General features: G+C 37.8%; 22 protein-coding genes and 12 tRNA genes. 33 read left to right on the plus strand and 1 reads right to left on the minus strand.

Going from position 1 to position 20,698, the window contains the following annotated elements; all coding sequences use genetic code 11:
* Window positions 1–32 precede the first annotated feature (32 nt).
* Complete coding sequence (locus tag VSQ30_RS03865) at window positions 33–698, minus strand: hypothetical protein (protein WP_334462144.1); 666 nt, start codon at window positions 696–698, stop codon at window positions 33–35.
* Window positions 699–1,624: 926 nt separating this feature from the next.
* Between VSQ30_RS03865 and VSQ30_RS03870 the strand changes: the two genes are divergently transcribed.
* From VSQ30_RS03870 to VSQ30_RS04030, 33 genes are all read left to right on the plus strand, one after another.
* Window positions 1,625–2,389 (plus strand): tyrosine-type recombinase/integrase, encoded by a 765-nt coding sequence (locus tag VSQ30_RS03870; RefSeq protein ID WP_334462145.1) that lies wholly within the window; start codon window positions 1,625–1,627, stop codon window positions 2,387–2,389.
* Window positions 2,390–2,708: 319 nt separating this feature from the next.
* On the plus strand, window positions 2,709–3,851 hold the full coding sequence (locus VSQ30_RS03875) for a hypothetical protein (RefSeq protein WP_334462146.1): 1,143 nt from the start codon (window positions 2,709–2,711) through the stop codon (window positions 3,849–3,851).
* The gene (locus VSQ30_RS03880) at window positions 3,838–5,640 is read left to right on the plus strand and encodes an ATP-dependent helicase (protein WP_334462147.1); all 1,803 of its coding nucleotides are present in this window, start codon (window positions 3,838–3,840) and stop codon (window positions 5,638–5,640) included. The genes VSQ30_RS03875 and VSQ30_RS03880 overlap by 14 nt, the downstream gene beginning before the upstream one ends.
* A gap of 66 nt (window positions 5,641–5,706) precedes the next feature.
* On the plus strand, window positions 5,707–5,913 hold the full coding sequence (locus tag VSQ30_RS03885; RefSeq protein ID WP_217959351.1) for a hypothetical protein: 207 nt from the start codon (window positions 5,707–5,709) through the stop codon (window positions 5,911–5,913).
* Between the two features lie 12 nt (window positions 5,914–5,925).
* Window positions 5,926–7,077, plus strand: coding sequence for a cysteine desulfurase family protein (locus VSQ30_RS03890; protein WP_334462149.1), 1,152 nt, complete (start codon window positions 5,926–5,928; stop codon window positions 7,075–7,077).
* 21 nt (window positions 7,078–7,098) lie between these two features.
* Window positions 7,099–7,665, plus strand: a complete 567-nt coding sequence (locus VSQ30_RS03895) for an HNH endonuclease signature motif containing protein (RefSeq protein WP_217959353.1) — start codon at window positions 7,099–7,101, stop codon at window positions 7,663–7,665.
* A 14-nt stretch (window positions 7,666–7,679) separates the two neighbouring features.
* Entirely contained in the window at window positions 7,680–8,174 is a 495-nt protein-coding gene (locus tag VSQ30_RS03900) for a hypothetical protein (RefSeq protein WP_334462151.1), read from the plus strand.
* Window positions 8,158–8,601 (plus strand): macro domain-containing protein, encoded by a 444-nt coding sequence (locus VSQ30_RS03905; protein ID WP_334462152.1) that lies wholly within the window; start codon window positions 8,158–8,160, stop codon window positions 8,599–8,601. The genes VSQ30_RS03900 and VSQ30_RS03905 overlap by 17 nt, the downstream gene beginning before the upstream one ends.
* A 137-nt stretch (window positions 8,602–8,738) precedes the next feature.
* The gene (locus tag VSQ30_RS03910) at window positions 8,739–9,272 is read left to right on the plus strand and encodes a DNA cytosine methyltransferase (protein ID WP_334462153.1); all 534 of its coding nucleotides are present in this window, start codon (window positions 8,739–8,741) and stop codon (window positions 9,270–9,272) included.
* Window positions 9,273–9,632 (plus strand): hypothetical protein, encoded by a 360-nt coding sequence (locus tag VSQ30_RS03915; RefSeq protein ID WP_334462154.1) that lies wholly within the window; start codon window positions 9,273–9,275, stop codon window positions 9,630–9,632.
* Between the two features lie 13 nt (window positions 9,633–9,645).
* Window positions 9,646–10,143, plus strand: coding sequence for a hypothetical protein (locus VSQ30_RS03920; RefSeq protein WP_334462156.1), 498 nt, complete (start codon window positions 9,646–9,648; stop codon window positions 10,141–10,143).
* Between the two features lie 16 nt (window positions 10,144–10,159).
* A tRNA-Phe gene (locus VSQ30_RS03925) sits at window positions 10,160–10,234 on the plus strand.
* Between the two features lie 120 nt (window positions 10,235–10,354).
* Window positions 10,355–10,429: transfer RNA gene (locus tag VSQ30_RS03930), tRNA-Glu, on the plus strand.
* A gap of 183 nt (window positions 10,430–10,612) precedes the next feature.
* Window positions 10,613–11,362, plus strand: coding sequence for a class I SAM-dependent methyltransferase (locus VSQ30_RS03935; RefSeq protein ID WP_217959364.1), 750 nt, complete (start codon window positions 10,613–10,615; stop codon window positions 11,360–11,362).
* Between the two features lie 87 nt (window positions 11,363–11,449).
* A tRNA-Met gene (locus tag VSQ30_RS03940) sits at window positions 11,450–11,526 on the plus strand.
* A gap of 210 nt (window positions 11,527–11,736) precedes the next feature.
* Window positions 11,737–11,812: transfer RNA gene (locus VSQ30_RS03945), tRNA-Thr, on the plus strand.
* A gap of 84 nt (window positions 11,813–11,896) precedes the next feature.
* A tRNA-Ala gene (locus VSQ30_RS03950) sits at window positions 11,897–11,972 on the plus strand.
* A 5-nt stretch (window positions 11,973–11,977) separates the two neighbouring features.
* Window positions 11,978–12,053 (plus strand) — tRNA-Lys (locus VSQ30_RS03955).
* Between the two features lie 27 nt (window positions 12,054–12,080).
* Window positions 12,081–12,314 (plus strand): hypothetical protein, encoded by a 234-nt coding sequence (locus VSQ30_RS03960; RefSeq protein WP_334462158.1) that lies wholly within the window; start codon window positions 12,081–12,083, stop codon window positions 12,312–12,314.
* 3 nt (window positions 12,315–12,317) lie between these two features.
* Window positions 12,318–12,404 (plus strand) — tRNA-Leu (locus VSQ30_RS03965).
* Window positions 12,405–12,581: 177 nt separating this feature from the next.
* Window positions 12,582–12,657: transfer RNA gene (locus VSQ30_RS03970), tRNA-Cys, on the plus strand.
* Between the two features lie 73 nt (window positions 12,658–12,730).
* Window positions 12,731–12,804, plus strand: a tRNA-Gln gene (locus tag VSQ30_RS03975).
* Between the two features lie 22 nt (window positions 12,805–12,826).
* Window positions 12,827–13,057: a hypothetical protein gene (locus VSQ30_RS03980; RefSeq protein WP_334462159.1), complete on the plus strand. Its 231-nt coding sequence runs from the start codon at window positions 12,827–12,829 to the stop codon at window positions 13,055–13,057.
* 11 nt (window positions 13,058–13,068) lie between these two features.
* Window positions 13,069–13,154: transfer RNA gene (locus VSQ30_RS03985), tRNA-Leu, on the plus strand.
* Between the two features lie 99 nt (window positions 13,155–13,253).
* Window positions 13,254–13,323: transfer RNA gene (locus VSQ30_RS03990), tRNA-Pro, on the plus strand.
* Window positions 13,324–13,360: 37 nt separating this feature from the next.
* Window positions 13,361–13,436: transfer RNA gene (locus VSQ30_RS03995), tRNA-Asn, on the plus strand.
* Window positions 13,437–13,460: 24 nt separating this feature from the next.
* Window positions 13,461–14,516 (plus strand): YonG family phage-derived protein, encoded by a 1,056-nt coding sequence (locus VSQ30_RS04000; RefSeq protein ID WP_334462160.1) that lies wholly within the window; start codon window positions 13,461–13,463, stop codon window positions 14,514–14,516.
* On the plus strand, window positions 14,513–16,153 hold the full coding sequence (locus tag VSQ30_RS04005; protein WP_334462163.1) for a hypothetical protein: 1,641 nt from the start codon (window positions 14,513–14,515) through the stop codon (window positions 16,151–16,153). The genes VSQ30_RS04000 and VSQ30_RS04005 overlap by 4 nt, the downstream gene beginning before the upstream one ends.
* Before the next feature lie 17 nt (window positions 16,154–16,170).
* On the plus strand, window positions 16,171–17,751 hold the full coding sequence (locus VSQ30_RS04010; RefSeq protein ID WP_334462165.1) for a hypothetical protein: 1,581 nt from the start codon (window positions 16,171–16,173) through the stop codon (window positions 17,749–17,751).
* A complete protein-coding gene (locus tag VSQ30_RS04015; protein ID WP_334462166.1) occupies window positions 17,694–18,464 on the plus strand; it encodes a hypothetical protein in 771 nt (256 codons plus the stop codon). Before VSQ30_RS04010 ends, VSQ30_RS04015 begins: the two co-directional genes overlap by 58 nt.
* Before the next feature lie 35 nt (window positions 18,465–18,499).
* A complete protein-coding gene (locus VSQ30_RS04020; RefSeq protein ID WP_334462168.1) occupies window positions 18,500–18,796 on the plus strand; it encodes a hypothetical protein in 297 nt (98 codons plus the stop codon).
* Between the two features lie 228 nt (window positions 18,797–19,024).
* Entirely contained in the window at window positions 19,025–19,303 is a 279-nt protein-coding gene (locus tag VSQ30_RS04025; protein ID WP_334462169.1) for a hypothetical protein, read from the plus strand.
* A 5-nt stretch (window positions 19,304–19,308) separates the two neighbouring features.
* On the plus strand, window positions 19,309–20,061 hold the full coding sequence (locus VSQ30_RS04030; RefSeq protein ID WP_334462170.1) for a hypothetical protein: 753 nt from the start codon (window positions 19,309–19,311) through the stop codon (window positions 20,059–20,061).
* Window positions 20,062–20,698: the final 637 nt, after the last annotated feature.

Consider the following 20,698-nt stretch of genomic DNA (forward strand, 5'->3'; position numbering starts at 1 on the left):
AGGCCAGCATTTAAAATTGATTGTATTTGTTGTTATTTGTGCCAGTGCTGCCGTTTATACCCCCTCATAACCTCATCAAGATAAATTCTGATTTTGCCATACTTGAAATATTGCCGCCCTTTTGCCGTGTCGTATATTTTCGCCTTGTGCCATTTTTGCGGTTTTTCACTGTCCACAATAGACAGCCGCCACATAATAAAGGGATCATAACCTTCTTCAATATGGACTTCAAGACAAGCGCAATTTGCCAGACTGTAAAGGCCGTGAATTTTTACGCTTTCATTTTCCGGCTTTTCTGCCGTTTCCTTTTCTGTGACCTGTTCCGGCTCTGCCTCTGTCTCTGTTTCTTTTGCGCCGTCCTCTTCGGCCTCTTCGTCAAGTTTCAAGCTGCCGAAAGTTTCAACCGTGAAAATATAGCAACCATCTTCCCCGATCTCATTTGTACGTGTTTCAATGATTTTAGCGGGGATTTGCCCGGCGTAATAAGCCATAGCAATATATTTTTGGTAGTTTTCACGGGCAATAGGATCAAATTCTTTTTCTGGCTTATATCCGAAAAATTTTTCACTTTCTTTTGTAATGTTCTGATTCCATGTTGACCATACCGCCCCATAGGAAGGCTTGCTTTCTTTCCCGTCAATGATTGTAATATATTCAATACCGTTGATAATGTCTTGAATTGTGATCGCCTTTTTCATTACTATTACCTCCCGGCTGCCGCCTTAATTGTATTTGTGGTTATTGCCTCTTTGCTTTTGTGAAGGCTCTTTTGTATTCCCTCCTTCACTGTCTATATTGTACCACACAATAACCAGAAATGCAAGTGTTTTTTGATTGAAATATTGCACAAATAAAGGTGGTTGTTTTTGTGCAAATTGTGGTTGTATTTCTGGTTATGCTGGCGGGATCATGTGGACGGCTGACGGCTGGCCTGAAGGCTGGCGTGTGCGCTGGCGTTGTGTGTGCTGGCTGCTGATCTGGAATGTGGACGGGATAGCAGAACAACGAAAACCCCGCCTTTTGTTCGATTGAAACGGGATCAAAAGCAAGGCCGGAACACTGGCAGAAATGGACGGCGGGAAGCTGGCGGCTCTGGCTCTGGCCTGATCCCCGCATGAATCCCCGCTTTTGTTCGCTTTTGGCTGCTCTGGCTTTTGTTCGGTTTTTGGAGTATGCCGAACAAAACCGCCTTAAAACAAGGGGCTTTTGTACTGCCGGAAGTGTGCTGATCATGTGGGGGGGTACTTTACACTTTTTCGAGAATTTGAAAACGCCCAGCCGCCAGAGTACATCTACTCAACATCCAAACCGCAAATCAGCCCACTACCCCAAAATGTCATCGAAAATGTCATCGTAAAAACTCCTGTACTCCAGCACTTTTCAGCCGACCACGTAGATCACAAAAACACCAATCTCGCTGCCGAAACCTCTCCAAAACTCCTATATATAAATAGGTATGACGATGACCCTGTAATTGCCTCGAAAAACTATAACAAGAAATACAAAAATCAGTTGACAAACAGGGTTTAAAAGCGTATAATAGATAATAGAAAAGGGACTTGAACATAGGGCCTTTTAAGCACATCGGTAAAATGAGCAAGACAAGAAACTGGAGGTTTTTACGATGACACAAAATATGAAGTTGACTGATGGTGAGTTTCAGGTAGCACTTGCTCCTTGGGTTCAGCAGTTCATGGAGGCCAAAGCCGCAGAGATTCATTCCCCGGCTGTCAAGGTAGCTGCTCCTATTATGGATCAGGAATACAGCGAACAACAGCATTGCAATCATAATCCCACCGATCCTATTTATTTGCTGGAGGATGTGGAGCGGTTCAAGCAATTCTTTCTGACCAGAAAAGGACACAAGAACGTCAATATCCGGGACTATGCTTATTTTGTGTTTTCTTTGAACATGAGTCGAAGGGCGGGGGATATTTTACACTTGCACGTATATGACGTACTGAATCCTGATGGTTCTTTTAAAACACACGTGACATTTGAGCATGAACAAAAAACAGGCAAGAAGTCTATTGTGTTATTGAATAGTAAAGCAAGGGATGCTCTGGCTATGTATTTTAATAGCCTTGGTGAGTATAGAATGTCTGATTGGTTATTTCCGAACTCTAAAAAACCAGATGAGCCGATGAGCGTTGATGGGATGCGGAGGATGCTTCAAAGAGCAACTAAAGCATTGGGAATTGATATGCACATGGGAACACATTCTTTAAGAAAGACAAATCCCTATCATATGATCTCCAGCAGCACCAACACGCAAGATGAGGTGATGGTGTCGCAGCTTCTCAAGCATAACGACATTAAAACCACCTATCATTATATTAAGCGGAGTCAGGCTCAAATGGATGCTTTTGTGGAAGCACATGGACTGTAAATGGTGAGAGTAGGGCAATGTGCTTTTGCCTACGGCAACGCCCATTGTTGTGTCCTTGCTGGTGCAAGTCCACAAGAATAACATATCAAAAGGTCTATGTATAAGCGATTTCATTCAGTTGCCCTCCAGAGAAAGTGGCTGGAAACTGTTTGAATACAGTGTGTTTGACGGGTTTTCTGTATGTACCACTTTGGCATAATATTATATATATTTAATTATGGCAAAAAAGTACATAGGCAAAACCTTTAAAACTCCTTGTAACACAGAAGTTTTCAGGCATTTTTTCTGGAGGGCAACTAAGGGGTCTTTTTAGAGGGAGGTGAGAAAAATCGAAAGCAAAGAAGTAAAATTGAAACGTGGAACGTATAACGAGAGTTCTTTGGTTGATAAAGTATGCTCTGAGGCGCAGCGGAGATCATACCACCACAAAGAGAAATTCGCCAGCGGTAAACATCAAAGTATGTTTTTGGATACATTAGCAAGATACTGTGATTATGAGTATGATCCTGAAACTAAGAAGTATAAGGTGTTGGAAGTCTACAAGTATCCGAAGTCGCTGTATGATTCTAAGATACATAAAGGTATTTATCAGTATCTTGCTCCGCTGATTTTATATCAGGTTGTGTATGGCAAGGATAGTAAGGCCAAGAAAGATCGGATGGCTGTGATTACCTCTCTGGACTTGGCTCACATTACGAACCTTGTTAATTCAAACTACAATAATATGAAATACAATCAGGATGCAGCACATACGGATTTGGACTTCGATCAGAATGTGTTGACTGAGTATTTTAATAAAGCCGATAATAGAATTGATGATTACATTCGGAGATGTATTAAGTATCTTTCAGCTATGAACTGTGTAATCTACAACGAAACACATATGATTGGTATTATGCCAAAAACAGCGGAGATCAATAATGGTCATGTAATTATTGAGCCAGCGCAAGTTCGTAGAGCAACCGATGAAGAAATGGAATTGTATGCCAAGTTAGTAGAACAAGCAAGCAAAAAAGCAAAGATTGTTTATGACAGCGAAAAGTGGTATGGGAAAAAAGCACTAAGATATAATACCGAATTGACAAGATTGATGCGAGAGAATGGGATTATTTTTGTATGCAGAGCGTTTGAACTTTGGCGAGTAGATGAAAAGCAATGTAAAAACATCTTAAAAAGTTTTTCAGATAAAACCATAACTCAACGGCAGAGAGAAATTGGTATCGTGTTCAAACAAATTATGGACACAAACGCTGAAAATAGATTTGCAAAGAATCCAAAGTTGGTAAGTAATTATATCGAACAATTTAAGAGATTATCTGACATAACGCTGCCATATGACTCTGAGGACATTTTGCCAGCGTTACCGTCAGCGAAAAATAGAGATTATCAAGAAAAATTGCAAGAAAAGTATGGTTATGAAATTGAATATGGTATAGGAGGACATGAAAATGAATCTAAGTAAGGTTCAGCAAGAAGCGGTAGACTTTTACACTGGATGTTGTAACGTCATTGCATCTGCTGGCTCTGGTAAGACAAGGGTGTTGGTTAATCGAATTGTGAGTTTGATTAATGATCATGATGTTGAGCCAACGAATATTTTAGCGATCACTTTCAGCAAAAAGGCAAAAGAGAACATGATGAAACGGCTGAAAGAAATGATACCTGAATATGCTTCACGCATAAATATTGAGACTTTTCATTCTTTTGGGTATCGTATTATTAGGAAATTTAATAAGGACGAATTTGAAATTCTGGATCAGGATTGGAAAAAGGTAAAAATCATTGAGGAAGTTATTCAGCATACATTTGGTGAAAAAGAACCTGATGGACAAGAAATCGCAGATGTTCTAAGTTTTATTTCTATTCAGAAAAATCAGATGAAAAAGCCAGATAAAACTACAAGGTATGGTAAAATTTATAGTCAGTATGAAAAATATAAAAGCGCACACAATCAGTTAGATTTTGATGATATGCTGGTAAAGTGTTATGAAATTTTGAGTTCAAATGAAAAGGGGTTGGCTTATTGTCAGGAGCAGTATCAGTTTATCTTGGCAGATGAGATGCAGGACACCAATGCAGTACAGTATGAAATCTTACGTCTGATTGGAAGCAAATATAAGAATGTGTTTGTCGTTGATGATCCTCTTCAGAACATTTTTATGTGGCGTGGTAGTGACAATAAGTATGTGCTTGGGTTTGATCAAGACTGGCCTGAAGCGAAAATTATCCATTTGAATAAGAACTATCGCAGTAGCCAAGATATTGTTAAGGCAGCAAACCTTTTTGCAAGATGTATTCCAGAGTCCAAACATCCTCATTATGTAGAAAGTATTTCTGATAAGGGTAAGTTTGAGAAGCCAGTGTATGAAAGGTATCTGAATGAGTCAGCAGAAGCAGATGGTATAGCGGCAAAGATTAAAGAGTATTCGGAAGCTGGGTATGAGTACAAAGACATTGCGATATTGACAAGGACAAATGCACAACTGCAAAATTTTGAAGCATCTCTTTATCGACACAGTATTCCTTATTCTATCGTTGATGGACTGTCGTTCATTGATCGCCGTGAGATTAAGACTGTGCTGTGTTATCTCAGACTTATTTGTGATATGAATGATGATGAGGCTTTTGAATACATATATAACCGACCTAATAGATGGCTTGGTCAAGCCTTTATTCAGGAAGTACGGCGGCTTGCACGTAGAGAAAAGATTTCTATGTACTGTGCAATGTTTGCAGTAAGTAAAGCAAATTGGCGGTACAAGAACGCCGTCAATAATATATATGCTACTATTAAAACTGTAGGTGACGAGAAGTATAAGACCGTTGCTGACATTATTAAAAACTTACGTGACTATCTAAATCTTGATTCTTATGTTTCAAAAGATTTGTGTGAAAATGATGATAGTCGTGTTGAAAATTTGAATACGCTTGAACGAATGGCTTCAGACTATGACGATCCGAAAAGGTTTATTGCCTTTATGACAAGGCTTTCAAAGGAAAAGAAAACCAATCCAAATTCTGTTCAGTTAATGACGATCCATAAATCTAAGGGACTGGAATTTCCTATTGTATTTGTTGCTGGCGTGAACCAAGGATTATTGCCTCATGAAAAGAGCGAGAATCCAGATGAAGAAAAACGGCTCATGTATGTGGCTATGACGAGAGCGGAGAAACTTTTGAATATATCCTCCACAATGCAGTATAATGGGAAAGAGGTTGATGAAAGTGAATTCATTTCACATATTTTTTAGGATAAATAACCATAAATACAACAGTATAAGGGAGGAATATAAATCAGATAGGAGTAGATGTTTGAAATGGAATATAAAAGTGAAAAGCCTTCGTGCTTAGAATGTATCTGGCGTGACCAGTGTGAAAGTGATGAAATTTGTGATTTTTTTGATCCCGGTAGATTACCTACGGATGAGGAAATTGAATTAGAGATTGAGATTCAACGAAATCAATACAGGTTGGATTTTCATAAATATGCTGATGAATATGGAGATGGTCGCAATGACCAGTAAGGAGTGTTGAAATTGATTTACTTAGATAATGCAGCTACAACAAGAATTTCACATGAAGCATTTGAAGCTGCACTATGGGCTTTGCATGATGATTATGGCAATCCGAGTAGCCTACATCAAGCCGGAGTTAGTGCGGCAAAAGTAGTGGAAAAAGCCCGTAATCAGATTGCAAGTTACATTGGTGCAACTCCTGATGAAATTGTATTTACGGCTGGAGGAAGCGAGGCCGACAATCTTGCGTTGCGTGGCATGGCTCCATACCTGAAGAAGATTGGAAAGACTACAATTATTACCAGTATGATTGAGCATCATGCGGTGCTTCATACTTGTCAAGCCTTAGAGAAAGATGGATTTAAGGTAATTTATATGCCAGTAGATCAGGATGGTCGTGTTGATATTGAGGAACTGGATCGTGTAATACAACAGTTTAAGGATTCGTTGGGTATGGTATCAATTATGGCTGTGAACAATGAAATTGGGTCTATTCAGCTTATTGATGATATTGGTGATTTGTGTCAGGAATTTGGGGTCATTTTTATGACCGATGCAGTTCAGGCGTTGGGGCATATCCCTTTAGATGTGAACAAGAGTCATATTGATTTGATGGCAATGTCTGGACATAAAATTAATGCTATGAAGGGTGTTGGAGTTCTGTATGTGCGCCGTGGGCTGAAAATTGATCCAATTATCACAGGGGGCGGTCAAGAGCATCATCTTCGTGCTGGAACAGAGAATGTTCCCGGTATTGCATCTATGGGTGCTGCTGTAGAACTTTTACATAAACAAAGCACTATGGATTATCGAGAGGGTATTTATAAAAGTTTGCGTAAGGTATTCTTGGACGAACTTGATAGACTTGGTGTGGAGTATCATGTTAATACAGACGGCGGTGTTCCGGGAATTATCAGTCTTACGTTGCCTCATTGTGAGAGTGAAGCTATGTTGTTGTTGCTGAATGAAAGGGATGTGTGTGTATCCGCTGGTTCTGCGTGTACTGCTGGTTCACTTGATCCTTCTCATGTTCTGAAGGCATTGTATCTGGATGACCATGATGCGAGTTGCACAATTCGTATTTCAATGGGACAAGATAATAGCAGCGAGGATATGTTAAAAGCAGCACAGGCCATTGCTGAGTCTGTTAAACAACTTCATGCAATGTTATGATTGTAGAGCAAAGGAGTGATTGTGCTGGAACAATGGGCTGGTGCTTGGTATGACGGAGAAGATTTGTCATGGCGTTTCGAGATTTCTACATATGGCAGGATTCGGAACGCCATAACAAAAAGAGTATATAAGCCCCATATCGGGACAAGTGATTATTTGCAAATTTGTACTTCAATTTGTGGACGAAATAAGAACATCCGAATACATAGATGTGTAGCAGAAACATTTTTGCCGAACTGGTTCAATGATGAGATTGTTAATCACATTGACGGTAACAAGCAGAATAACCACCTTGAGAATTTGGAATGGTGTTCGAGGAAATACAATTATGCACACGCCGCACAAATGGATTTGATTGATACTGATAATATGTTTCAGTTTGAAATGAGTTCAAGGGGTGGTCAGTATCAAGGGAGTAATAATGGAATGTCTAAATTGACTGAAAATGATGTGCGCTATATTCGAGAACATTATATTCCAAAAGGTAAAGGGCAAAAATGCAATCGTCAAGAATTGGCTGTGTGTTTTGGAGTAAGTGTAGGTCTTATTTCAAGAATTGTGAATAATCAAATTTGGACACACGTTTGAAAGGAGAATATTTTTTGGAAAAATTTTATACAGTAAATGAAGGTTCGGCATTATACGAAGATTATTGGGATTGGAAAAATAGTATTGAACCTAATCGAAAAATTGTAGATGACTTTTTTAAAGAATTTGGAATTGAGTCAACTTTATTTTGTCCGTTTTCAATGGTTATTGGTATTGTTCCTACAGAAAATGATAAAGTTAAGTTTGCAAAACAACTTTGTTCTAAAGAGACAAATGAAGGGTTACGATTTTTTAAGAAAAACTCTCTTATTAATAAAGAATGGGTAAAACGTGCTGTCGGTTTGAAAAATGTGAGTAAACCTTCACCAGCATGGTACAACAACTATATGATGGGACATAGTTCATCAAGATTATTTGATTATAAAGGTATTTTGTATTGTTCGTTTAGTGCAGATCAGATTGAAATGAATTCGGATACATTTACAGAAATTAAAGGTAGTGAATTTTATAAGGTTATGGAGGAAATTGAAAATGGTAAAAGTGATTAATGGCGATTTACTGGAGGCCAATGAAACTTATATTGTTCATCAAGTGAATTGCTATGGAGCAATGGGGCGTGGTGTTGCTGCTCAAATCAGAAATAAATATCCTGATGTATACCGCCGCTATCAGGAGTATTGTGCAGATCACTTTGCTAAGAAGTTACTTGGTAAAGTTTTGCTGGTTCCTACAGATGACGGAAAGGTGGTCTGCAATGTTTTTGGACAGGAGCGGTTTGGTGTTGGTAAGATGCACACTGATATTGCAGCACTGAGTAAGGCGTTGACGAGTCTTGCAAAGATTATTCCTTACAATGAGCCTATTGCTATGCCATATATGATTGGTTGTGGTCTTGGTGGAGCAAGTTGGGATATTGTGTATCCTGTAATTCGGGATATTTTTGCAAAGCATACTGTTGTTCTTTATAGAAAATAACAAGAAATACAATTATCAGGAGGAAATATGAAAGTATTAGAATTGTTTGCTGGAACACGTTCAATCGGGAAAGCCTTTGAGCGGGGGGGCATGATGTTTTTAGTATAGAGTGGGATAAAAGATTTGAGAATATCGACTTGTATGCTGATATTAATACGATAACCGCTGATGATATTTTGAAAAATTTTGGTAGACCTGATGTAATTTGGGCTTCTCCAGATTGTACAACATATAGCATTGCTGCTATATCTCATCATAGGCGTAAAGAGGATGATGGAAATTTAGCACCTGTTTCAGAGTATGCTAAGTTTTGTGATAATGTTAATCAACACGTATTGAAATTAATTCATGAACTTAATCCTAAGTATTGGTTTATTGAGAATCCACGTGGAGGACTTCGTAAAATGAGATTTATGAAAGACTTGCCTCGATATACGCTTACATATTGTCAGTATGGAGATACACGAATGAAGCCTACAGATATTTTTACTAATCATCCTAACCCTTGTTTTAAACCGCCATGTCATAATGGCGATCCATGTCATGTAGCTGCTCCACGTGGAGCGAAAACAGGAACACAGGGCTTAAAAGGGCATATTGAACGTTCTATTATTCCTGATAGGTTGTGCGATCATATTGTTGATATTTGTGAAAATGAAAGGGGCGATTAAGTGAAATGTGTGATATGCGGTAAGGAAATTGAAAAGAGCCAATATTCAAATGCCGTGTTATGTAGTGGAACGTGTTTTTATAAGAATTTTTGGAATGAAATTATTGCTGAGAAAGAACAACACATCATAATTAATGGTGAATGTTATCGTGATGGTGGGAATGTAGATAATCCGAACTATTATGATTTTCTTGGATATTCTGGCAGACAATTTTGGATTAGGTTTTTTGATGGGAGAGAGATAACCACCAACAATCTTTGGTATCAGGGTAAAATACCAGATGAGTTTTTGAGTCAGTTACCTAATACTGCTGAGTTCTTTTATCCTGAACAACCAAAAGGCGAGAAGTTATTGTTTTGAATGGAGTGATTAAATGCTTGAGAATGGGGTGAGAATACCGTCCCTTGATGGAAAGGACATTTTTGTATCGAATAATTGTGTTAATCAAAAGATCAACGAAAATGGAAAGCCAATCGGATATAGGCTTAGAAACCAAGCAGGAGTTTTGAATCTTGGACGGTTTATCAACACATTGGATTACAGTCTTGATCTTATTAAGATGCAAGAGGTGTTTGCTCAGATATGCCCGAGTGAACAATTTTCGTTCTACCAAAACAAAAAAGATTATACTTACAGGGTCATTAATGTGACATTTAAGTATAGCAATAAGCAATATAACAAGGTTCAAAAAGGCGATAAGACATTTTACATTTTACATAAGTATATGAAAATTGAACGCAAGATGAAGAATAGACATTCGGCGTATGACTTTAAGAATAAGCGGCCTATTGTTATTCCTGAACAGGAGTGTATTGAGATTCGTCCGGGTACGGCACTTACAGATTGTTATGATAGGATGGGAGGCCAGTAACCTCCTATCCTATAATGGGGAGATAGCTTAACGGGTAGAGCATTTGGTTGAAGCCCAAAGGGAGATGGTTCGAGTCCTTCTTTCCCCACCAAAAATTTTTAGGAAATTTTCAAAAAGCCCTTGACAATAACAAGAAATACAACTATAATAGATAATGTCAGGATGACAAAGACCTGACAAAAGAAAACGCCTAATAACAACAAATACAAATGGCGCATTGGTCAAGTGGTTAAGACACCGCCCTTTCACGGCAGTAACACGGGTTCGACTCCCGTATGCGTCACCAGAGCCGTTTTGAGAGCAAATGTTCAGTTGGGTCAGCTAAACTTGAGATGTGCCGTATGGGTTATCGTTAAGCCTTATGACTGTGGATAGACACTAAAATGTAATATCATTCCGATGTGATGCCGTGTCGGTTAATGCAGAGAGAAACTGTACGGCGTAAAACAATATAAAAGGTAGATGTAGAATGACTCCGATTGCAAATATGAATGTTTATAATGACGGAATGAGAAAGAGTATGTTGGATAAGATTTGGTTCTTGGACAAAATTGATGGCGGCATTGATACAATTTATGATTATGGATGTGCAGATGGATCATTGTTGAAGATAGTTGGAGAAATTTGTCCAAGCATGAAATTGATTGGATATGATATTAGTCAGGAAATGATTGATATTGCCAAACAGAATGTTCCCAATGCTGATTATCTGTCAACTAATCCAAAATCAGATTTGCATAATACTATTCTTAATGCTTCGTCTGTATTTCATGAAATTCATGCGTATTCATCTGACATTGAATGGGATTATGGAAATATTTTTAATAGTGGTGCTACATATATTGCAATTCGTGATATGTTTTATTCCAAGCGTTCCTGTCATCCAACAAATTCTATTCAGTTAGCAAAGGTTCTTCAGCATGAAAACCCAAATAAAGTATCAGAGTTTGAGGCATATAATGGCCTGTTGGTAAACAATAAAGATTTTTTACATTACTTACTGACATATCGGTATGTTGAGAATTGGGATAGAGAAGTTCGTGAAAACTATTTTCCTCATAGTATTGAAGAATTTCTAAGCAAAATTCCTCGCCAGTACGAAATCGTGTTTTATGAACATTATACATTACCATTTTTGCGAGATAGAGTTTATGAAGATTTTGGATTTACATTGAATGATCCTACACACGCTAAGATACTATTAAGGTTGATTGGATAGGTGTTGATATAGAGCAGATGAATATATAGGACATGAAAGTTTTGTGGTATCTAATCATGTAGCAATAAACCACCATCTGCTAAATACTGCGGGGTAGAGAAGTTGGTTATCTCGCCATCCTCATAAGTTGGAAATCACTGGTTCGAGTCCAGTCCCCGCAACCAGTACGGTATGATCAACCAGCCTCCCACCGAAATTTGCAATAGAACGGGAGAGCGGTGTGGGAACTACATAGTGCCAATTAAATGTAGCGTAGTTTAAAATCTGATGTAATTTTTGGGGCGAGTGTGGTGTGGTTAAAGTACCGTTCGATTCGGTTGTCAAACATCAGGAGTTTAGTTAGACCATATGAATGACTAAATACTATGCTATATGCTGCTGTAGCACAATAGGTAGTGCAACGCACTTGTAATGCGTAGGTTGGGGGTTCGAGTCCCTTCAGCAGCTCCATTTAAGTATTAAGGGTCTGGATTTTTTACGGCAGTTAGTCAGACTTAAATAAGGAAACGCCGCTTTACTTAATACTTAATTTATGGGGTCATAACTCAGTTGGTAGAGTGTCTGCTTTGCAAGCAGGAAGTCCGGGGTTCGAGTCCCCGTGGCTCCACCAGATATACGCCAGTAACTCAGTTGGTAGAGTAACGGCCTTTTAAGCCGTGAGTCGTGGGTTCAAGCCCCATCTGGCGTACCACAAAATTATATTTCATAGGAGGATAACATGAAATACAATATTAGGCAAACTGATTACTATGGAAAATCCTGCACCGATGGTAAATGGTGGTCATGGGAACAAAAATGTGATCGGTGTGGTGCTGATTGTCAACATACTGGAATTATGACTACAGCAAGGCCAGATGTAGATGAAGTTGATTTTTGTGTTAAATGTTATCGTGAATTAATGGATCAAAATATTCCTTATGAAGATGCGTATAGATTATATAAAAAGAAATAATTCGCTGGTATGATGGAATTGGTAGACGTGGCAGACTCAAAATCTGTTGGTAGTAATACCGTGTGGGTTCAAATCCCACTACCAGCACCAAATAAAGAAAACTCTGTGGTCAGCAGAGTGCGCCGGGTTGAACGAAGGGCGCAGTTGTGGGAGTAGCGGAGAAATACTTTGGACTGTAAATGCCGGGAGGTGAAGAAGCCAAGGGAAAGCGGCTTCAATCGACAATGCGAAATCTCAAGTAATTAATAGTCCTGAAAATCAGGACATGACATTGTAGCCAAGATTGGTAAGGCAGTAGTCCGCAAAACTATGATCGTGGGTTCAAATCCCACCAATGTCTCCATATCCCGTATAACAATGGTCTTGGTTCATCTCACTTTTAGCGAGGGCGGCTTGCAACGCAGCGGGATTTATATAGGGGTATAGCCAAGCGGTAAGGCTGGGGACTTTGACTCCTTGATCGTAGGTTCGATTCCTACTACCCCTGCCATAATTTTAAGGTGGTTGAGTTTATGAGAAAGAAAGTAGAAGAAACGGCTGAAAAGATTGTAAAAAGTATTCCTGCATCTGATAATGGTGCTGGTGTGCTATGTACAACTAAATCTGGTCAGAAATTTCAGATTAGTCAGAATGTAGAGAAGATGAAATTCACTTTATGGAAAGTTGTCGATAAGGGGTTTATAAAAGTAAAAATAGCAAATTCACCAGTTGATTTGTATGATTTTGTTCCTTGGGATAAGTAAATAGTTTATATGCGGGAGTGTCGGAATTGGTAGACGATGCGGACTTAAAATCCGCTGGCCTGTGGTCGTGAGGGTTCGATTCCCTTCTCCCGTACCAGCCGCTTTGGGTAAGCGGTAACAAAATCTCCTTTCTTTGCTTTTCGGGTGCTGACGGTGGGAATAGACCACTACTGCCGTGTAAGTGCGGCTTTATATAGAGGGTGTAGTGTAATGGTTAACACGCTTGCCTTGGGAGCAAGAGTAGCGGTTCGAGTCCGACACCTTCTACCAGAAGTCAAGGATTATTCCTTGGCTTTTTTATATTCCTGTGTAGTTCAGTTGGTAGAACACTTGACTGTTAATCAAGGAGTCGCTGGTTCGAGTCCAGTCGCAGGAGCCAAAAATATTTAAGTGAGGTGGCAGTATGGCAAACAGATCGGGCAGTTTAACTACTGCCAAAAAAATATGTTCTACTTGCGGAGAAGAAAAGACTTTAAAACGAGGGTTTTATCGAAGCTACAATCCATTACATAAAGATGGGTATATACCTATGTGTAAGGAATGTGTGATTAAAGCGTGTGCTAATGAAGATGGAACTGCAAATGATGAAAAAGTTTATCTCATTATGCGTCAATTAGATAAGCCTTTTATAAAAAAGGAATGGGATCAAACTGTTAGTCAATACGGTATTGATTCGTCTGCAAGTTTAATCGTTGGGAAATATCTTACAAAGATCAATTCGTTACCCCAATTTAAAATGTTGGATTTTGAACAAGGTGAGAAATATAGTCAAGCGGCTCAAAGCGATAATGCTGTTGGAAGTTCTTGGCGTAAAACAAATCAAAACGAAAAAGTATATTATTTGAACGATGAGGAATTTGAAGTAAGCGAGGAAATGATCAGGTTGTTTGGAGAAGGGTATACCTCAAAAGAGTATCAAACAATGCAGCGAATTTATGATGATACTAAGCAAGATTATCCGAATATTTCAAGCAATCAGAAGAACTTACTTTTACGTTATGTTCGTTTTGCTGCAAAGGAAGAAATCGCAACAAATTCCGGCATTATTGCCGATGCTGAGAAATGGTCTAAGTTGACTACCGAAGCACTCAAGCAATTAAATTCTATTGATGTACAAGGTGGTGTTACGTGTTTTTCTGAGTTCTTTCAAAAATTTGAGCGTGTAAAAGATGTGACAAGGATTTTGCCACGGTTTAAGTATCGACCTAATGATGCGCCAGATTTTATCATTTGGTGTTATATAAACTATTGTCGCAGATTAGAGGGAAAGCCAGAAGTCCCATATGAGGATGTTTACAAATTTTATGATGAAAAGGTAGCCGAGTATGTTAAGCAATATGGTGATCCATATGGAATTTTCACAGATGATCCTACACTAAATAATCGTGAAAAAATTAAGGAGTTCATTGAGTTACCGTCAGATTATTATGGTGACAATGATGATGAAGTTGAATCATGACATTAGAAGAAATTAAAAAATGTGATGATTTTGCAAGTTGGTGGATGTGGTATCCAGATTTAGCGTTAGATTTGATGGCTCCCGCAGAGGGAAGCATTAAATTACATTTAGATCAGCGAGTCTTTATGAGGGCTGGCGCACGATTTTTTAGTGAACATGGTTGTTTTAATCGAGGCTATGGAAAGACATTTTTAGAATTTGCAACAATGGTAGTAGTTGCAATTCGTTATCCTAATATTGAGTTGTCTTTAACGGCTCAGACAAAAGAGAACGCTGCTGCACTGTTAAAGGATAAATTTACAGAGTTAATTCGTTATTACCCAATGCTGGAAAATGAAATAAAGAAGTCCAGCTTTATTAAAGGTGACGCTCTGATCGTTTTTAAGAACGGTGCAAGAATTGATGCTTTAGCTAACGCACAAACCAGCAAAGGCCAGCGTAGAAAGCGTATTAGCATCGAAGAATCTAACTTGATGGATAATGTTATTTTTGAAGATGCTCTTGAACCTGTTGTTGAAGTTGGTCGTACTACTTGCGGTAAATTAGCAATCGTCAATCCAGAGGAAATGAATCAGCAGATTAATTTTTATACTACTCCCGGATTTAGGGGTTCAGATGAATTTAACCGAAACCTTGCAATGTTCCACGATATGCGGGATATAAAGGGTAAAATTGTATTAGGTTCAAACTGGATGCTTGGTTGTTGGTATGGTCGTGGTTCAAGTAAAAGAACTATTTTAGAGAAAAAGAAAAATATGTCCTCTATTGCTTTTGATATGAACTACGGTGGGAATTGGGTAGGTAGTTCAACAGGTGCATTGGTAAATATCAACCGTTTTATGAATTGTCGGACTCTTACAGAGCCAATATTAAGCAGTACAAGTGACGATGATGAGTTCTATTTGGCAATGGACGTTGCACGTTCTCAAAACAAGAATAATAACCAGTCATCTATTGCAGTTGGTAAGGTTATAAGAAACTCTGATGGTAAAATTACGGAGATTCAGTTAGCAAATATCATTCATGTTTCAAATATGCTGAACTTTGGAACTCAGGCTTGCATTGTCAAGCGTGTCCGAAAGAGGTATAACGCTAAGATTGCTGTTGTCGATGGCAATGGCTTGGGAACTGGATTGATTGATAAACTGATGGAAGAAACATACGATCCTTTAACTGGAGAAACATATCCAGCTTGGGACACAATCAATACTGATGCTGTTCCTGATGCAAAGAAAGCCGATAAATGCCTTTATGATCTCAAGGCTCAGTCTTGTCAAACGATGATTTTAACAAATTTTATTGATATGATTGATTCTGGTACGTTGAGATTTTTAGAGAGTAAAAATGGCGGCGATTATGCTATTAAGGATAATGATGATTTAAATTCAAAAGTTATGCCTTTTGTACAGGAGGAATTGTTCTTCCAAGAGGTTGGTAATTTAAAACTTCTTCAGAGTGGCAAGAATCTATCCGTTGAGAAAGTTGTAAGTAAGTTTGACAAAGACCGTTTTTCTGCGGTTGCTTATTTGCTTTACTATATTGTAAAAGTAGATGATAGTGGAAGCAAATCAAATGTTGACATTAAATCATTTGCCGAACGGTTAAAAGCGTTGAATCGTAGGCCAAGAATGTATTAAGAAAGGACGGTGATATAATGCCAGTAACAAAAGTAATTTACTCAAGTTTGGATTATGACAAAGATGTAAAACGTTTTGAGGAAACCGAAAATGGCAAAAGCCGTCTTGACTTAGCGGGATTCAAACGATTAATGATTCATGATTTGTGTACAAATACTGATGTTCTGAAGTCTCATAAAATTAAAGGTTATTCGTTAGAACGAATTGCTGATGCGCTTGAAAATCCAACAAGCAATCCTATGATGTTAATTGAGATAAGTCATTATCTCATGTATACTTCACAATTCTATATGCGTTTGAATAACTATTTTGGGAAAATGGGACTGTTTAATTACAATATTGATGTGTATGATGTTAAAGAGAGCGAATTGGATAGTGAAGAAAAGCAAATGAAACTGAGGGACGCATATGCAAATGTGTGTTCTGAATTTGAAAAGATGAGTTTCAAACATGAAATGTTAAAAATCACGAGTGTTCTACCCATGCAGGATGTATTTTATGGATTGATTTTTGAAGATAGTTCAGACTTTTTTGTTTTGTCAATCAATCCGTCCATTTGCAAGATTTGTCAGGTACAAGATGGCGTATTTAATTTCAAGATACAATTAAGCGGAATTAACCCATTGCATATTGGTTCATATCCTGATTATGTCAAACAGGCATATTTAGATTATCGGAATGGAGATTCTTATTTTGATGGATGGTTTGTTCCACCAGCAGATAAGCAGATGTGTTTTAAGTTTAATGAAAATTCTATTACTCCGATGCCATTTTTGCTTGGACTTATTAAGGATATTTTGGACTTAGATACATACAAGAAATTGAAATTGCAGAAAGCAAGGGTTGATAATTATAAGGCTATTGTTATTGAAATCCCTATTGATGAGGATGCTGTAGACAAACCGTTGCTTACAGATGAAACTTTGGCTGTATTTGCAGAAATGAATAAAGCAAATATGCCAGAAGATGTTGGATTGATTCATGCTCCCGGAAAGGCCACAGCGGTTAGCTTTAAGGACAATGCAAATACTGCGAATAATCTGAGTGATGCTATTACTAATTTATATGATAATGCTGGTGTCACAAAAGAGTTGTTCAATAGCGGATCATCTGCAACGGCAATGAAAATGTCGATTGAGAATGATGCCGCTTTTATTTATGGTTTTTATCGGCAAGTAGAGCGTGTATTTACACGGTTCATTAAACTGCGTAAGTTCAATAAGCCACAATTTAAATTTGCATTGAGAATACAAGATTCTACTGTTTTTAATCGAAATGATGTGGCTGACGCTATGCTGAAAGCGGCTCAAAATGGAGAGCCGTTTAAGATTGATTATGGTGTTGCTCTTGGTAAAAGTCCGAGTAGAATTATTGGTTCACTCTTATTGGAAAATACTGTACTCAAGTTGCATGAGAAATTTGTACCATTGCAAACTTCTTATACTGCTACTGGTGATGAAATTACAGGTCGCCCTACAAATGAGAGTAAGGGGCAGGATATTGATGAGAGTGGTGAAATTACAAGAGATAACGAGACAAAATGTTTATTGATGTTTCCATGCACGATATTCTTAAAATTGTTCATGAGCAAATTGTAAGTGAAATGTATTTAGATACAGATGTTGATTTGTTAAAACAGACTATGGCAAGTGGTGAATCAGAAATAGTTTTGTCTGCTGATGAAATGGACATTCTTGAAAAAAGTTTCATTAGTGGTGATTCTGCTCTGGAGATTTATGCTTCTCCGCTTGATTATTATGTCGCACTTTCACTCGGCAATGCAAAGTTCGACATGATGATGTTTGCAGAAGAATTAGATACATTGAAATATAGCATTGATAAGTTTGAAAATGAATTATATATATCTGCCGATGCTGAAATGGCAAGCAAGAAAATGATTGATGTAGATGAAATTGCAATGTTCTTGGATGTTGCACCAACTGACATTTTCTATTTGCTCCATATCAGTGGTGAAGCAATGACATATTTGTATGCAGATATGGTTGATGATCTTGTGCTGAAAAATGTTTTACATGATCCTGAGTTTGAAACATGGCTTGATATTGATACGGAACAAGATTTTTTGCTGAAGAAGTTTACTGGAATGGAAGATGTGCTTAATGTCTTTGCTAATATTGTAGAAACTATAATTCAATTTATTCAACCTATAACTGCCGATATGTATTTAGATTGTGAGGCAAGCGCAGGATTAAAGAGGTATCGGTTGTTATATGAAATGGACGATTTAACTCTGAGTGATTTTGACAATATGACTTTGGAAGAGGTCGATTATGTGATAATTGTAGAATAACATAAAGAACTCTATTTATAAAAGGTGGTGAAATAATGGTAAGAAAACAAGGTGGATTATTACACGCCAACTTTGCTGCAAATGAAAATGTCGTTGAACGTTGTTTGGCAGAAGTTAAAAAGGTTGAGCCGAGTTCACTTGCAGACAAGTTATATCACATCACCATTAAAACAGCGGCTTATACAGAATTTCTTATGGATGGATTTGAATTTACAACTGACGGATTAGGCAATTTCTCAAGCATTGCACTTGGCGGCACAAATACTGCTGAAATCCGAGAAGTAAAATTCAAAACGTCAGTAAACGATTGTATTATTTGTTTTATCTATTAAGGCGGTGATGCAATATGTCTATGGCTTATGGATTTTATTGGGGTGTATTCTATCCCGTCCATAGTCCTCCGTATGATCCGCCCGGAGGCGGTGATGATCCTGTTGTTGCTGGTAGCTGCTTTGCTCCAGTAGGACAGCCAGAGGACTATAAAGGATTCCTTTTTAATACCGCTGCGTTATGTTCAGATTATATTCTGTATGCTTAAAAAGGGAGGCGGTGACTGATTAATGAATTTTGTTTATGAGTTGTTGAGGGCTGGTACGACACAGGCCAATTCGGATTCTGGTGCAGAAGTCGCCCGAAAGATTAACGACAACTTTAAAAAGGTTCAGGATAAATTTGCGGATGTAGATAAATTAATCAAAGAGGGTGTCGCTGCTGACGTTCCGATTGGTGATGAAACTACGGCTGGCACAGTAAAATCCAGCAAATCCGAAAACAAAATTACTATTAGTGGAGATGGCACAATGGAAGTCAATTCGCTGAATGTAATGATTATGATTTAATTTTAATGGATTTCAAGTTGGCAGATGGGGTAACTGGTGATAAAATTGTTTCAGCTTTGCGAGAAAGCAATATACTAACTGATATTTTGTTTTATTCTTCGGAAGAAGATGCTATGTTGGCTGCTATCAGTGCCAATATGCCACCAATTGATGGTGTTTATTTAACAAAACGCGACTATACTATTTTTACAGAGAAGATTGAAAAAATCATAAGTAAAATAGTAAGACGCTCAGAAGATGTTGTCAATTTGCGTGGCTTTGTTCTCGATAACACTAGCGATTTTGAATTAAGAATTAAAGAAATCTTGAATATCTGTTGGCAAAAGTTTAATGAAACGCAAAAAGCATCATTAACTGAAACTCTCTTTGGATTATTGGACGGAAAAAAAGCATGGATTACAAAACAAGTCGAAACGGCAAAGTCCTCCGCCATTATTTTTGAATATGCAAATAACAATGAGCGTATGTTGAGTATATCTGACAGATTAGACATACTTCAAACGATTTTACCGATTCTATTTACTGCCTACAATCTGCCAGATACTGTATGCCCAAAAGATTTCAAACAATACTATATTGATAAAATCAATATGTATCGTAATCGTCTAGGGCATATCACATTCGGTGAGAAAACTATTTGCATTAAAGGCAAGGATATAGAAATTAATCAGGATCTTCATAGGCTTTTGCGAAAAAATATTGCGGATGTTGATATTACAATAAACCAACTTGAAACATATATTACTACAATGATGTAAATTAGCTAACACACTTCTGTTTGAATTTAATCGAAGTGTGTTACTTTTATCTATGATATATCTATAATATTTAAACACAAGATATCTTTCAGGCTAAATTATCATGGATGACGAAAAATTCCAACTATGCTAATCTTCGACTCCTATGATACGAATATGGATTAATATATGAAAAGAAAAAAGACTCGATTGCATGATTTACAATAGAGTATACTCCCTTACATAAAGCTGACGACAAAAATGAGTTTATTGTCATCTTGCACATTTTTTGTGCACTTGTTACTGTTTAATTTGGTGAATAATATAGTAAATTCGAGTCTAATAATATATCATAGAAGCTCTTCGTGAGGGGGATGTTGTTAAAAAAGGTTGCGTAGGTATGCCGTTACGGTATAATAACGACAAACGGAAAAAGCCTTTATTTTCAAGGGGTTTGAGCGTTTGCCGTCATTTATTCAATTCCTTTTCCAAGTTGAAATATGACGAGAAAATTATCGAATAAAGGAGGCTGTTTCATTAACGACAAAATTTAATAGTGCCAGCGGTCCGGTATATTGCCGGATCGCTGATTGCCGTGGGCGTTTCACTTTTGCAGGTGGGCGCCCTTTTTTCATACCCATTTTCAGAAGAAAGGAGA

Origin of the sequence: Acutalibacter sp. JLR.KK004, assembly GCF_036941085.1 — a bacterium.
Lineage (GTDB): Bacteria > Bacillota > Clostridia > Oscillospirales > Acutalibacteraceae > Acutalibacter.

Coding starts and splice junctions, on each gene's coding strand:
- VSQ30_RS04000 (WP_334462160.1), top strand. CDS start 13,461: ATGGCAAACAGATCGGGCAGTTTAACTACTGCCAAAAAAATATGTTCT.
- VSQ30_RS03865 (WP_334462144.1), bottom strand. CDS start 698: ATGAAAAAGGCGATCACAATTCAAGACATTATCAACGGTATTGAATAT.
- VSQ30_RS04025 (WP_334462169.1), top strand. CDS start 19,025: ATGAATTTTGTTTATGAGTTGTTGAGGGCTGGTACGACACAGGCCAAT.
- VSQ30_RS03905 (WP_334462152.1), top strand. CDS start 8,158: ATGGTAAAAGTGATTAATGGCGATTTACTGGAGGCCAATGAAACTTAT.
- VSQ30_RS03880 (WP_334462147.1), top strand. CDS start 3,838: ATGAATCTAAGTAAGGTTCAGCAAGAAGCGGTAGACTTTTACACTGGA.
- VSQ30_RS04030 (WP_334462170.1), top strand. CDS start 19,309: ATGGATTTCAAGTTGGCAGATGGGGTAACTGGTGATAAAATTGTTTCA.
- VSQ30_RS04015 (WP_334462166.1), top strand. CDS start 17,694: ATGTTTATTGATGTTTCCATGCACGATATTCTTAAAATTGTTCATGAG.
- VSQ30_RS04020 (WP_334462168.1), top strand. CDS start 18,500: ATGGTAAGAAAACAAGGTGGATTATTACACGCCAACTTTGCTGCAAAT.
- VSQ30_RS04005 (WP_334462163.1), top strand. CDS start 14,513: ATGACATTAGAAGAAATTAAAAAATGTGATGATTTTGCAAGTTGGTGG.
- VSQ30_RS03885 (WP_217959351.1), top strand. CDS start 5,707: ATGGAATATAAAAGTGAAAAGCCTTCGTGCTTAGAATGTATCTGGCGT.
- VSQ30_RS03960 (WP_334462158.1), top strand. CDS start 12,081: ATGAAATACAATATTAGGCAAACTGATTACTATGGAAAATCCTGCACC.
- VSQ30_RS04010 (WP_334462165.1), top strand. CDS start 16,171: ATGCCAGTAACAAAAGTAATTTACTCAAGTTTGGATTATGACAAAGAT.
- VSQ30_RS03870 (WP_334462145.1), top strand. CDS start 1,625: ATGACACAAAATATGAAGTTGACTGATGGTGAGTTTCAGGTAGCACTT.
- VSQ30_RS03920 (WP_334462156.1), top strand. CDS start 9,646: ATGCTTGAGAATGGGGTGAGAATACCGTCCCTTGATGGAAAGGACATT.
- VSQ30_RS03980 (WP_334462159.1), top strand. CDS start 12,827: ATGAGAAAGAAAGTAGAAGAAACGGCTGAAAAGATTGTAAAAAGTATT.
- VSQ30_RS03935 (WP_217959364.1), top strand. CDS start 10,613: ATGACTCCGATTGCAAATATGAATGTTTATAATGACGGAATGAGAAAG.